Below are 14123 nucleotides of genomic sequence, written 5' to 3' on the forward strand. Positions count from 1 at the left end.
CGCGCGATCGAGCGATACCCATGGCCCCGGAGTTGACGTCGGCCCCGGAGCGGGCCCGTCCCCGCCCGCACAGCGGAAGGGCCCGCACGACCGAAGTCGTGCGGGCCCTCCCAGGTGCTCGCAGCAGGAGCTACCAGGTCAGATCAGCAAGCTCACTTGTTGATCTTGGTGACCTGGCCGGCGCCCACGGTCCGGCCACCCTCACGGATGGCGAACTTCAGGCCCTCCTCCATGGCGACGGGCTGGATGAGCTCCACCTTCATCTCGGTGTTGTCACCCGGCATGACCATCTCGGTGCCCTCGGGGAGGGTCACGACGCCGGTCACGTCCGTCGTGCGGAAGTAGAACTGCGGGCGGTAGTTGTTGAAGAACGGGGTGTGGCGGCCACCCTCGTCCTTCGACAGGATGTAGGCCTGGGCCTCGAACTCGGTGTGCGGGGTGACCGAGCCCGGCTTGATGATGACCTGGCCGCGCTCGACGTCCTCGCGCTTGATGCCGCGGAGCAGCAGACCGACGTTCTCACCGGCCTGGCCCTCGTCGAGCAGCTTGCGGAACATCTCGATGCCGGTGACCGTGGTGGAGGTCTTCTCCGGCTTGATGCCGATGATGTCGACGGTCTCGTTGACCTTGAGGACACCACGCTCGATGCGGCCGGTGACGACCGTACCGCGACCGGTGATGGTGAAGACGTCCTCGATCGGCATCAGGAACGGCTTGTCGACGTCACGCTCGGGCTCCGGGATGGACTCGTCCACGGCCTTCATCAGCTCGAGGACGGACTTGCCCCACTCCTCGTCGCCCTCGAGGGCCTTGAGGGCGGAGACCTTGACGACCGGAACGTCGTCGCCCGGGAACTCGTACTCGGAGAGGAGCTCACGGACCTCGAGCTCGACGAGCTCCAGGATCTCCTCGTCGTCCACCATGTCGGCCTTGTTCAGGGCGACGACGATGTACGGAACGCCGACCTGGCGGGCCAGGAGCACGTGCTCCTTGGTCTGCGGCATCGGGCCGTCGGTGGCGGCGACCACGAGGATGGCGCCGTCCATCTGCGCCGCACCCGTGATCATGTTCTTGATGTAGTCCGCGTGACCGGGGCAGTCGACGTGGGCGTAGTGACGCGTCTCGGTCTGGTACTCGACGTGCGCGATGGAGATGGTGATACCGCGCTGGCGCTCTTCGGGAGCCTTGTCGATCTGGTCGAACGCCGAGGCCTCGTTCAGGTCCGGGTACGCGTCGTGCAGCACCTTGGTAATGGCGGCCGTGAGGGTCGTCTTACCGTGGTCGATGTGACCGATGGTGCCGATGTTGACGTGCGGCTTAGTCCGCTCGAACTTCGCCTTCGCCACTGGGGTCCTCCTGTGGAGTGGTTCTGTACGCCTTACTCATCGGCGCCAGGTGATCTTTGCTGGGAAACCCGGGCCCGGGGCGTTCCGCCGCGGTGGCGGCGGAACACCCCTTGCAGGCTCCGGGGTCAAGCCTAAAGCGTGGGAACGGGGTCCGTTAAACGGAGTCCGTTACTCGCCCTTGGCCTTCGCGATGATCTCCTCGGCGACGTTCCGGGGAACCTCGGCGTAGGAGTCGAACTGCATCGAGTAGCTTGCGCGACCCGACGTCTTGCTGCGGAGGTCTCCGACGTAGCCGAACATCTCCGACAGGGGCACGAGGCCCTTCACGACGCGGGCACCCGCCCGCTCCTCCATGGCCTGGATCTGGCCACGGCGGGAGTTGATGTCGCCGATGACCTCACCCATGTAGTCCTCGGGCGTGGTGACCTCGACGGCCATCATCGGCTCGAGGAGCACGGGCGAAGCCTTGCGCGCGGCCTCCTTGAAGGCCTGCGAACCGGCGATCTTGAACGCGAGCTCGGAGGAGTCGACCTCGTGGTAGGCACCGTCGAGCAGCGTCACGCGGACGCCGGTCATCTCGTAGCCGGCGAGGATGCCGAACTGCATGGCCTCCTGCGCACCGGCGTCGACCGAAGGAATGTACTCCTTCGGCACGCGGCCACCGGTCACCTTGTTGACGAACTCGTACGAGGCGTCGCCGCCCTCGATCGGCTCGATCGCGATGATGACGCGGGCGAACTGGCCGGTACCACCCGTCTGCTTCTTGTGGGTGAACTCGACCTTCTCGACCGACTTGCGGATGGTCTCGCGGTACGCGACCTGCGGCTTGCCGACGTTGGCCTCGACCTTGAACTCACGGCGCATGCGGTCGACCAGCACCTCGAGGTGCAGCTCGCCCATACCGCCGATGATGGTCTGGCCGGTCTCCTCGTCCGAGTGGACCTGGAAGGACGGGTCCTCCTCGGCCAGGCGCTGGATCGCGACGCCGAGCTTCTCCTGGTCGCCCTTCGACTTGGGCTCGATGGCGACCTGGATGACCGGCGCCGGGAAGTCCATGGACTCCAGGATCACCGGGTTCTTGTCGTCGGACAGCGTCTCACCGGTGGTGGTCTGCTTCAGGCCCATGACGGCGACGATGTCGCCGGCGCCCACCGACTCGATCTCCTCACGCTTGTTGGCGTGCATGCGGTAGATCTTGCCGATGCGCTCCTTCTTGCCCTTCACGGAGTTCAGCACCTGGGTGCCGGAGTCCATGCGGCCGGAGTACACGCGGACGAAGGTGAGCTTGCCGAGGTGCGGGTCGCTCATGATCTTGAACGCGAGCGCGGCGAGCGGCTCCTCGTCCGACGGCTTGCGCGAGACGGCCTTCTCCGCGTCCTTCGGGTCGTGGCCCTCGATGGCCTCGACGTCGAGCGGGGAGGGCAGGTAGCGCACGACCGCGTCGAGCAGGGGCTGGACGCCCTTGTTCTTGAACGCGGTGCCGCAGAACACGGGGGTGACGGTGGTGCCGCCGCCCTTGCCGGACGCGATGGTGATCCGACGGATGGCCGCGTGCAGCTGCTCCGCGGAGGGCTCCTCGCCCTCCAGGTACAGCTCCATCAGCTCCTCGTCGTTCTCCGCGACGGCCTCGAGCAGCTTGCCGCGCCACTCCTCGGCGGCCTCGGTGTGCGTGGCCGGGATGTCGACGACGTCGTACATCTCGCCCTTGGTGGCCTCGGCGGACCACACGAAGGCCTTCATCGTCACCAGGTCGACGACGCCCTTGAAGTCGGCCTCGGCACCGATCGGCAGCTGCATGACGAGCGGCTGCGCACCCAGGCGGTCGCTGATCATGTCGACGCAGCGGTGGAACTCGGCGCCGGTGCGGTCGAGCTTGTTGACGAAGCAGATACGCGGAACGCCGTAGCGGTCCGCCTGACGCCACACCGTCTCGGACTGGGGCTCAACGCCGGCGACGCCGTCGAACACCGTCACGGCACCGTCGAGCACGCGCAGGGAACGCTCCACCTCGACGGTGAAGTCGACGTGGCCCGGCGTGTCGATGATGTTGATGGTGTGGTCGACGTCTTCCAGCGGCCAGTGACAGGTGGTGGCAGCAGAGGTGATCGTGATGCCACGCTCCTGCTCCTGCTCCATCCAGTCCATGGTGGCAGCGCCCTCGTGGACCTCACCGATCTTGTAGGAGACGCCGGTGTAGAACAGGATCCGCTCGGTGGTGGTCGTCTTGCCCGCGTCGATGTGGGCCATGATCCCGATGTTGCGGACCCTGGCCAGGTCAAGCGAAGTGGTAGCCATAAGGCTTCAGTCTTCTCTCGGTCTCGATGGGGTCTGCGACTACCAGCGGTAGTGCGCGAAGGCCTTGTTGGACTCGGCCATCTTGTGCGTGTCCTCGCGCTTCTTCACAGCGGCGCCGAGGCCGTTGCTGGCGTCGAGGAGCTCGTTGAGCAGACGCTCGGTCATGGTCTTCTCGCGACGGGCGCGGGAGTAACCGACCAGCCAGCGCAGCGCCAGCGTGTTGGCACGGCCGGGCTTGACCTCGACCGGGACCTGGTAGGTGGCGCCACCGACACGGCGGGACTTGACCTCGAGGGTCGGCTTGATGTTCTCGAGAGCGCGCTTCAGCGTGATGACCGGGTCGTTGCCGGTCTTCTCGCGCAGGCCCTCCATGGCGCCGTAGACGATGCGCTCGGCGGTGGAGCGCTTGCCGTTCAGCAGCACCTTGTTGATCAGGGAGGTCACCAGAGGAGAGCCGTAGACCGGGTCGATGATGACCGGACGCTTCGGGGCGGGGCCCTTACGAGGCATTCTTACTTCTCCTTCTTGGCGCCGTAACGGCTGCGAGCCTGCTTGCGGTTCTTGACACCCTGGGTGTCGAGCGAACCGCGGATGATCTTGTAGCGAACACCCGGCAGGTCCTTCACACGGCCGCCGCGCACGAGCACGATGGAGTGCTCCTGCAGGTTGTGTCCCTCACCCGGAATGTAAGCGGTGACCTCGATGCCGCTGGTCAGACGCACACGCGCGACCTTACGCAGGGCCGAGTTCGGCTTCTTCGGGGTGGTCGTGAACACACGCGTGCAGACGCCGCGACGCTGAGGGGAACCCTCGAGTGCGGGCGTCTTGTTCTTCTCGACCTTGTCCTGCCGGCCCTTGCGGACCAGCTGCTGGATCGTAGGCACTACTTCTCCGGTTTCTGTGTGCCGATGGGTACAGCTAACCTGGAACGTCGCCGACCCACGCGGTCGGGTGTGTCGAATCCCGCGGACTCCCGCCGCAAGGCAGAAAGAAGCGCAGATTGCGGTGGCCGTTCTCGGCCTCCGGTGCGGTGTGATGGCACGCACGAAGGCCAGGGCACACCCCAGGCACAAGGTCTGAGCGTACCTATCGCATTCGCTGCGGTCAAAACAAATGGGCCGTGCCCGCAACGTCGCGCGCGCCTGTCAAGCCCCACCGGCACCAATGATCTTGACATCGCCGGCGCGCGGCCGGGGCGCGGCCTCCGCGCGCCCTTCCCGACCGCTCGTACGACCGCCATACGGCCCTACTGCCCGCCGGCCGTGACGCCCACCGCGATCACGAGGAGCACGACGAGCGCCCAGCCGGCCGTGGACAGCCATCCGAGCACCAGTCCGGTCAGGGCCAGCCCGTCGCCGGCCTCCCCGGACCGCCGGATCTCCGAGCGCGCCGCGTGCCCCAGCACCACGGCCGGAATGCCGGTCAGCCCGGCGGTGACCAGACAGAGCAACCCGCACACCGCGGACCCGATCGCCTTCTCGTTGGTCCTCGGGCGGGCCAGGAACGCCGGTGGCACGGCGGCGGGAAACCCTGCCGTCTGCGGTACGGGCCCCTGCGGCAGGTCGGCCACCAGCAGCGCCAGCTCCCCCACGGTACGGGCCGCGTACGCCCGTGCGACGCGCCGCTCGAACTCCTGGTGCTCCATGCGCCCCTCGCCGTACCCGGCTCTGAGGACGTCCACGGCCCGCTCCCGGTCGGCGTGCGAGGCCAGCATCGAGGGCGCGTTCTGCCCGCCCCACGGCTGCGGTACGCCCTGGCCCTGCTGCCAGGGCTGCCACTGCGGAAACGACGAATGCGACACCGAGCACCACCTCCCCCGTAACGCCGGGTCCCTTCATGATGCGCCGGAGCGGGCGTTCCCGCACCGATACCGACGGAACGGATACGGCGGACGCCCCCGGGGAACGCCGAGGGGCGGTCACCCCGTACGGAGTGACCGCCCCTCGGTCTCAAGCGGCTCGCTTACTGGTTGTACGGACCGTAGTCGTAGTCCTCCAGCGGAACGGCCTGGCCGGAGCCCGCGCCGAACGGCGAGTAGTCGATGTCGTCGTAGCCGACGGCCGAGTACATCGCGGCCTTGGCCTCCTCGGTCGGCTCGACCCGGATGTTGCGGTAGCGGGACAGGCCCGTACCGGCCGGGATGAGCTTACCGATGATGACGTTCTCCTTGAGGCCGATGAGGCTGTCGGACTTGGCGTTGATCGCCGCGTCCGTCAGGACTCGGGTCGTCTCCTGGAAGGAGGCGGCCGACAGCCAGGACTCCGTCGCCAGCGAGGCCTTGGTGATACCCATCAGCTGCGGACGACCGGAGGCCGGGTGACCGCCCTCCTGGACCACACGACGGTTCTCGGTCTCGAACTTCGAGCGCTCGACCAGCTCGCCGGGCAGCAGCTCGGCGTCGCCGGACTCGATGATCGTCACGCGGCGCAGCATCTGCCGGATGATGATCTCGATGTGCTTGTCGTGGATCGACACGCCCTGCGAGTTGTACACCTTCTGGACCTCGCCGACCAGGTGGACCTGGACGGCGCGCTGGCCCAGGATGCGCAGCACGTCGTGCGGGTTGGTGGCACCCACGGTGAGCTTCTGGCCCACCTCGACGTGCTCGCCCTCGCTGACCAGGAGACGGGCACGCTTCGAGATCGGGTAGGCCGTCTCGTCGCTGCCGTCGTCCGGCGTGATGACGATCTTCTTGGTCTTCTCGGTCTCCTCGATCCGCACCCGGCCGGAGGCCTCGGAGATCGGGGCGACACCCTTCGGGGTACGGGCCTCGAAGAGCTCGACGACACGCGGCAGACCCTGGGTGATGTCGTCACCGGCCACACCACCGGTGTGGAAGGTACGCATCGTCAGCTGGGTACCGGGCTCACCGATGGACTGGGCGGCGATGATGCCGACCGCCTCACCGATGTCGACCAGCTTGCCGGTGGCCAGCGAACGGCCGTAGCACATCGCGCAGGTGCCGACGGCGGACTCGCAGGTCAGGACCGAGCGGGTCTTGACCTCCTCGACGCCGCGCGACACGAGCTCCTCGATGAGCACGTCGCCCAGGTCGGTGCCGGCCGGGGCCAGCACCGAGCCGTCGACCACGATGTCCTCGGCGAGGCAGCGCGCGTACACGGACGTCTCGACGTCGTCCGTCTTGCGCAGCACGCCGTCGGCGCCGCGGTCGGCGATCTTCAGGCGCAGACCGCGGTCGGTGCCGCAGTCCTCCTCGCGGATGATGACGTCCTGGGAGACGTCGACCAGACGACGGGTGAGGTAACCCGAGTCGGCGGTACGCAGGGCGGTGTCCGCCAGACCCTTACGGGCACCGTGCGTGGAGATGAAGTACTCCAGCACGGACAGGCCCTCACGGAACGACGCCTTGATCGGACGCGGGATCGTCTCGTTCTTCGCGTTCGACACCAGACCACGCATACCGGCGATCTGACGCATCTGCATCATGTTGCCTCGTGCACCCGAGTTCACCATCATGAAGATCGGGTTGGTCTTCGGGAAGTTGTCGTTCATCGCCTCGGCGACCTCGTTGGTCGCCTTGGTCCAGATCGCGATGAGCTCCTGCGTGCGCTCGTCCTTGGTGATCAGACCGCGCTCGTACTGCTTCTGGACCTTCTCGTCCTGCGCCTCGTAGCCGCGGACGATCTCCTTCTTCGCCTCGGGCACGACGACGTCGGAGATGGCGACGGTGACGCCGGAACGGGTGGCCCAGTAGAAGCCGGACGCCTTCAGGTTGTCGAGCGTCGCCGCCACGATGACCTTCGGGTAGCGCTCGGCGAGGTCGTTGACGATCTCGGAGAGCTGCTTCTTGCCGACCTCGTAGTCGACGAACGGGTAGTCCTCGGGCAGCAGCTCGTTGAAGAGCGCACGGCCCAGGGTGGTGTTCAGCCGGAAGCTGTCACCCTGCTGCCACTCGGGCTCGCCCTCCTCGCGCGCCGGCGGGGTCCAGCCGCGCGGCGGGATGGTGCCGACCGGGAAGCGGATGTCGATCTTCGACTGGAGCGACAGCTCGCCCGCGTCGAAGGCCATGATCGCCTCCGCGACCGAGGCGAAGGAACGGCCCTCGCCCTTGAGGTCGCGCATCTCGCCGTCGGTGGTGAGGAAGAACAGACCGAGGACCATGTCCTGGGTCGGCATCGTCACCGGACGGCCGTCGGCCGGCTTGAGGATGTTGTTCGAGGACAGCATCAGGATGCGGGCCTCGGCCTGCGCCTCCGCGGACAGCGGCAGGTGCACGGCCATCTGGTCACCGTCGAAGTCCGCGTTGAACGCGGTGCAGACGAGCGGGTGGATCTGGATGGCCTTGCCCTCGACCAGCTGCGGCTCGAAGGCCTGGATGCCGAGGCGGTGCAGGGTGGGAGCACGGTTCAGCAGGACCGGGTGCTCGGCGATGACCTCTTCGAGCACGTCGTACACGACCGTGCGGCCGCGCTCGACCATGCGCTTGGCGCTCTTGATGTTCTGCGCGTGGTTCAGGTCGACCAGGCGCTTCATCACGAACGGCTTGAAGAGCTCCAGCGCCATGGCCTTGGGCAGACCGCACTGGTGCAGCTTCAGCTGCGGGCCGACGACGATGACGGAACGCGCCGAGTAGTCGACTCGCTTGCCGAGCAGGTTCTGACGAAAACGACCCTGCTTGCCCTTCAGCATGTCGCTGAGGGACTTCAGCGGGCGGTTGCCGGGACCGGTCACCGGGCGACCACGACGACCGTTGTCGAAGAGGGCGTCCACGGCCTCCTGGAGCATGCGCTTCTCGTTGTTCACGATGATCTCGGGCGCGCCGAGGTCGAGAAGCCGCTTCAGGCGGTTGTTGCGGTTGATGACACGGCGGTACAGGTCGTTCAGGTCGGAGGTCGCGAAGCGGCCACCGTCCAGCTGCACCATCGGACGCAGGTCCGGCGGGATGACCGGCACGCAGTCCAGCACCATGCCCTTGGGGCTGTTGGAGGTCTGCAGGAACGCGGAGACGACCTTCAGGCGCTTGAGCGCACGGGTCTTCTTCTGGCCCTTGCCGGTGCGGATGATCTCGCGGAGCTTCTCGGCCTCCTCCTCGAGGTCGAAGGACTCCAGGCGCTTCTGCAGCGCCGCGGCACCCATCGAGCCGTCGAAGTACGTGCCGAAGCGGTCGCGCAGCTCGCGGTAGAGCAGCTCGTCGCCCTCGAGGTCCTGGACCTTGAGGTTCTTGAACCGGTTCCACACCTCGTCGAGGCGGTCGATCTCGCGCTGCGCGCGGTCGCGCAGCTGCTTCATCTCGCGCTCGGCGCCCTCGCGCACCTTGCGGCGCACGTCGGCCTTGGCACCCTCGGCCTCGAGCTCGGCGAGGTCCGTCTCGAGCTTCTTGGCGCGGGCCTCGAGGTCGGCGTCGCGGCGGTTCTCGATCTGCTGGCGCTCGACGGAGACGTGGGCCTCCAGCGAGGGCAGGTCGCGGGTACGGCGCTCCTCGTCGACGTACGTGATCATGTACGCCGCGAAGTAGATGACCTTCTCCAGGTCCTTCGGAGCGAGGTCGAGCAGGTACCCGAGGCGCGACGGGACGCCCTTGAAGTACCAGATGTGCGTGACGGGCGCGGCCAGCTCGATGTGGCCCATCCGCTCGCGGCGCACCTTGGCGCGCGTGACCTCGACGCCACAGCGCTCACAGATGATGCCCTTGAAGCGGACGCGCTTGTACTTGCCGCAGTAGCACTCCCAGTCCCGGGTCGGACCGAAGATCTTCTCGCAGAAGAGTCCGTCCTTCTCGGGCTTGAGGGTGCGGTAGTTGATGGTCTCGGGCTTCTTGACCTCGCCGTGGCTCCACTGACGGATGTCGTCAGCGGTGGCCAGGCCGATCCGGAGCTCGTCGAAGAAGTTGACGTCGAGCACTATGCGTCAATCCCTCTCAGGGTCGTAAGTCTTGGGGTCTGAAACGGGGGTCCTGGGGCCGGCGGACCGTGGTGGTTCACGGTCCGCCGGACTCCCGTCAGACCTCTTCGACGCTGCTCGGCTCGCGCCGGGACAGGTCGATGCCGAGCTCCTCCGCAGCGCGGAAGACGTCCTCGTCGGTGTCACGCATCTCGATGGACATACCGTCGCTGGACAGCACCTCCACGTTCAGGCACAGGGACTGCATCTCCTTGATGAGCACCTTGAAGGACTCGGGGATGCCGGGCTCGGGGATGTTCTCGCCCTTGACGATGGCCTCGTAGACCTTCACGCGGCCGGTGACGTCGTCGGACTTGATGGTCAGCAGCTCCTGGAGCGCGTAGGCGGCGCCGTACGCCTCGAGTGCCCACACCTCCATCTCGCCGAACCGCTGGCCACCGAACTGAGCCTTACCGCCCAGCGGCTGCTGGGTGATCATGGAGTACGGACCGGTCGAGCGGGCGTGCAGCTTGTCGTCGACCAGGTGGTGCAGCTTCAGGATGTACATGTAGCCGACCGAGATCGGGTCCGGGAACGGCTCACCCGAGCGGCCGTCGAACAGCCGCGCCTTGCCGGACGGGAGGACCATGCGGTCGCCGTCGCGGTTCGGGATGGTGTGCTCCAGCAGACCGGCGAGCTCGTCCTCGCGGGCGCCGTCGAAGACCGGGGTGGCCACGTTGGTGCGGGGCTCGACCCGGTCCGCGCCGATGTTCTGGAGGCGCTGGGCCCACTCGTCCGCGAGGCCGGAGACGTCCCAGCCCTGGCTGGCGAGCCAGCCGAGGTGGATCTCCAGGACCTGTCCCGGGTTCATTCGGGACGGCACGCCCAGCGGGTTGAGGATGATGTCGACCGGGGTCCCGTCCTCGAGGAACGGCATGTCCTCGATGGGCAGGATCTTGGAGATGACGCCCTTGTTGCCGTGGCGGCCGGCGAGCTTGTCACCGTCGGTGATCTTGCGCTTCTGCGCGACGTAGACGCGCACCAGCTGGTTGACACCGGGGGGAAGCTCGTCGCCCTCCTCGCGGTCGAAGACGCGCACGCCGATGACCTTGCCGGTCTCGCCGTGCGGCACCTTCAGCGAGGTGTCACGGACCTCACGCGCCTTCTCACCGAAGATCGCGCGCAGCAGGCGCTCCTCGGGCGTCAGCTCGGTCTCACCCTTCGGGGTGACCTTGCCGACGAGGATGTCACCGGCGATGACCTCGGCACCGATGCGGATGATGCCGCGCTCGTCGAGGTCGGCGAGGACCTCCTCGGAGACGTTCGGGATGTCCCGGGTGATCTCCTCGGGGCCGAGCTTGGTGTCACGGGCGTCGACCTCGTGCTCCTCGATGTGGATCGAGGAGAGGACGTCGTCCTGCACGAGGCGCTGCGACAGGATGATCGCGTCCTCGTAGTTGTGACCCTCCCACGGCATGAACGCCACGAGCAGGTTCTTGCCGAGCGCCATCTCGCCGTTCTGGGTGGCCGGGCCGTCGGCGAGGACCTGGCCCTCGACGACGCGGTCGCCCTCGTTGACGATGACCTTCTGGTTGACCGAGGTGCCCTGGTTGGAGCGGGCGAACTTGGCCAGGCGGTACGTGATGTACGTGCCGTCGTCGTTGGCGGTGGTGATGTAGTCCGCGGAGACCTCCTGGACCACACCCGCCTTCTCGGCCTTGACCACGTCGCCGGCGTCGACGGCGGAGCGGTACTCCATGCCGGTGCCGACGAGCGGGGACTCGGACTTAATCAGCGGCACGGCCTGACGCATCATGTTCGCGCCCATGAGGGCACGGTTGGCGTCGTCGTGCTCGAGGAAGGGGATCATGGCGGTCGCGACCGACACCATCTGGCGCGGCGAGACGTCCATGTAGTCCACGTCCTCGGGGCCGACGTAGTCGACCTCGCCGCCCTTGCGGCGGACCAGCACGCGGGCCTCGGCGAAGCGGAGGTCGTCCGTCAGCGGCGCGTTGGCCTGCGCGATGACGAAGCGGTCCTCCTCGTCGGCGGTCAGGTAGTTCACCTCGTCGGTGACCTGGCCGTCGACGACCTTGCGGTAGGGGGTCTCGACGAAACCGAACGCGTTGACCCGGCCGTAGGTGGCGAGCGAGCCGATCAGACCGATGTTCGGGCCTTCGGGGGTCTCGATCGGGCACATGCGGCCGTAGTGCGAGGGGTGCACGTCACGGACCTCGAAGCCGGCCCGCTCACGGGAGAGACCACCCGGGCCGAGCGCGGACAGACGACGCTTGTGCGTCAGCCCGGACAGCGGGTTGTTCTGGTCCATGAACTGGGACAGCTGGCTGGTGCCGAAGAACTCCTTGATGGAGGCGACGACCGGCCGGATGTTGATCAGGGTCTGCGGCGTGATCGCCTCGACGTCCTGGGTGGTCATGCGCTCGCGCACGACGCGCTCCATGCGCGCCAGACCCGTGCGGACCTGGTTCTGGATGAGCTCGCCGACGCTGCGCAGGCGGCGGTTGCCGAAGTGGTCGATGTCGTCGGTCTCGACGACGATCGTCTGACCGCTGTCGCCGACCGTCTCGGTCTCGCCCGCGTGCAGCTTCACCAGGTACTTGATCGTCGAGATGATGTCCTCGACGGTCAGGATGCCCGCGTCCAGCGGGGCGTCCGCACCCAGCTTCTTGTTGACCTTGTAGCGGCCGACCTTGGCCAGGTCGTAGCGCTTGGGGTTGAAGTAGAGGTTCTCGAGCAGCGTCTGCGCGGCCTCACGCGTGGGGGGCTCGCCCGGGCGCAGCTTGCGGTAGATGTCGAGCAGCGCGTCGTCCTGGCCCTGGGTGTGGTCCTTCTCCAGGGTGGCGCGCATGGACTCGTACTCGCCGAACTCCTCGAGGATCTGCTCGGTGGTCCAGCCGAGCGCCTTCAGGAGGACGGTGACGGACTGCTTGCGCTTGCGGTCGATGCGGACACCGACCATGTCGCGCTTGTCGATCTCCATCTCCAGCCAGGCACCCCGGGACGGGATGATCTTGGCGGAGAAGATGTCCTTGTCGGAGGTCTTGTCGATGGAGGAGTCGAAGTAGACGCCCGGCGAACGGACCAGCTGCGACACCACGACACGCTCGGTGCCGTTGATGACGAAGGTGCCCTTGTTCGTCATGAGCGGGAAGTCGCCCATGAAGACGGTCTGGGACTTGATCTCGCCGGTCTCGTTGTTGGTGAACTCGGCGGTGACGAAGAGCGGCGCGGCGTACGTGAAGTCGCGCTCCTTGCACTCGTCGATGGAGTTCTTCGGCGGCTCGAAGCGGTGGTCGCGGAAAGTCAGCGACATCGACCCGGAGAAGTCCTCGATCGGGGAGATCTCCTCGAAGATCTCCTCCAGACCGGACTTGGTGGGGACGTCCTGACCGTTCTCGAGAGCCTCCTCGACCCGACTCTGCCAGGCCGTGTTGCCGAGCAGCCAGTCGAAGCTCTCGGTCTGCAGCGCGAGCAGGTTCGGAACCTCGAGAGGCTCCTTGATCTTTGCAAAGGAGATGCGCAGCGGGGCGGTGCTGGCGCCGTTGTTCGTATTCGCGGTCGAGGCGTTGCGCGAGGCGGCCAAGAGGGGGTCCTTCCGAGGGCTCGGACTCACTACGCGCGTACCGGCCCCCCACTGTGCACAGAGACGGATATCCCAGGTCGGAGATGATCTAGTCGTCCGTGCTCGAGCGGGGGAATGCCCCTGGTGACGGGCAGGGGACAGCTAACAGGCAGCGCAAAGGGACAGTGTAGCCACTTGGCACACTGATGTCCAGTGCGGTTTTACGAGACCGGTGTAGGCCCTCGTTGCTCTCAACTCCTGCGACAAGGCGCTGCCCTCAACGCACGGTGATACTGCCCTCTTTGCCGTCGATCCATGCCTCGGATTCGGATCCTTGTGACGACGCGTCCTGAGAATTGCGCGCCGCGTGCGGTTCGTCAAGGCCCCTCTTGCCCGAACCGCCTGTCACCAGGTGGACCCCCGCGGCCCGGGGAGGCACAACGAAGATCACCATACCCCCCGCCGTCCCGGGAGCAAGGCAGCCGCCGCCGGGCCCCGGATACGCCGAGGAGCGACCACCCGGATGGATGATCGCTCCTCGGCGCTTACGCGTTACACGCCCTGGAGGACGTGCGGTGGATCCTGGCGGACCCGGAAGGTCTTACTTGACCTCGACGGAGGCGCCGGCGCCCTTGAGGGCCTCGGCGGCCTTGTCGGCGGCTTCCTTGTTGACCTTCTCGAGGACCGGCTTCGGGGTGCCGTCGACCAGGTCCTTGGCCTCCTTGAGGCCCAGGGAGGTGAGCTCGCGCACGACCTTGATGACCTGGATCTTCTTGTCGCCGGCGCCGGTGAGGATGACGTCGAACTCGTCCTTCTCCTCGACGGCCTCGGCGGCGGCGCCACCAGCGGCACCACCGGCGACGACGACCGGGGCGGCCGCGGCGGCGGTGACGTCGAACTTCTCCTCGAAGGCCTTCACGAACTCGGAGAGCTCGATGAGGGTCATCTCCTCGAACTGGGCCAGCAGCTCGTCCTGGGTGAGCTTCGCCATGATGGCGGTCCTTCCACTAAATCGGCAGGTGCCGGATGTACTGGGTAAGGCGGGCGTACGTCGGGCC

Annotated in this window: 8 protein-coding genes; all 8 read right to left on the reverse strand. The window is 66.9% G+C overall.

The genetic code is table 11. From position 1 onward, the window contains the following. Positions 1-152: 152 nt before the first annotated feature. The 8 genes from tuf to rplL all read right to left on the reverse strand — a co-directional run bounded on the left by tuf (position 153) and on the right by rplL (position 14056). The gene (gene tuf / locus FHS37_RS08050) at positions 153-1346 is read right to left on the reverse strand and encodes an elongation factor Tu (RefSeq protein ID WP_184818491.1); all 1194 of its coding nucleotides are present in this window, start codon (positions 1344-1346) and stop codon (positions 153-155) included. Between the two features lie 168 nt (positions 1347-1514). Further along, positions 1515-3641, reverse strand: coding sequence for an elongation factor G (gene fusA / locus FHS37_RS08055; RefSeq protein ID WP_184818494.1), 2127 nt, complete (start codon positions 3639-3641; stop codon positions 1515-1517). A gap of 39 nt (positions 3642-3680) precedes the next feature. After that, positions 3681-4151: a 30S ribosomal protein S7 gene (gene rpsG / locus FHS37_RS08060; protein WP_003998848.1), complete on the reverse strand. Its 471-nt coding sequence runs from the start codon at positions 4149-4151 to the stop codon at positions 3681-3683. Positions 4152-4153: 2 nt separating this feature from the next. Beyond that, positions 4154-4525, reverse strand: coding sequence for a 30S ribosomal protein S12 (rpsL, locus tag FHS37_RS08065; protein WP_003948652.1), 372 nt, complete (start codon positions 4523-4525; stop codon positions 4154-4156). 362 nt (positions 4526-4887) lie between these two features. After that, positions 4888-5442, reverse strand: coding sequence for a DUF1707 and DUF4190 domain-containing protein (locus FHS37_RS08070; protein ID WP_184818496.1), 555 nt, complete (start codon positions 5440-5442; stop codon positions 4888-4890). Positions 5443-5603: 161 nt separating this feature from the next. Next, positions 5604-9503, reverse strand: coding sequence for a DNA-directed RNA polymerase subunit beta' (locus tag FHS37_RS08075; protein WP_184818499.1), 3900 nt, complete (start codon positions 9501-9503; stop codon positions 5604-5606). Positions 9504-9600: 97 nt separating this feature from the next. Next, complete coding sequence (rpoB, locus tag FHS37_RS08080; RefSeq protein WP_184818500.1) at positions 9601-13086, reverse strand: DNA-directed RNA polymerase subunit beta; 3486 nt, start codon at positions 13084-13086, stop codon at positions 9601-9603. Positions 13087-13666: 580 nt separating this feature from the next. Further along, positions 13667-14056, reverse strand: coding sequence for a 50S ribosomal protein L7/L12 (rplL, locus tag FHS37_RS08085; protein WP_159535284.1), 390 nt, complete (start codon positions 14054-14056; stop codon positions 13667-13669). Positions 14057-14123: the final 67 nt, after the last annotated feature.

The sequence above is a fragment of the Streptomyces griseomycini genome (assembly GCF_014203535.1).
GTDB classification, from domain to species: Bacteria; Actinomycetota; Actinomycetes; order Streptomycetales; family Streptomycetaceae; genus Streptomyces; species Streptomyces griseomycini.

Bases quoted from the DNA above. Each gene is read 5' to 3' on its own strand.
- fusA (WP_184818494.1), bottom strand. From the start codon at position 3,641: ATGGCTACCACTTCGCTTGACCTGGCCAGGGTCCGCAACATCGGGATC.
- rplL (WP_159535284.1), bottom strand. From the start codon at position 14,056: ATGGCGAAGCTCACCCAGGACGAGCTGCTGGCCCAGTTCGAGGAGATG.
- rpsG (WP_003998848.1), bottom strand. From the start codon at position 4,151: ATGCCTCGTAAGGGCCCCGCCCCGAAGCGTCCGGTCATCATCGACCCG.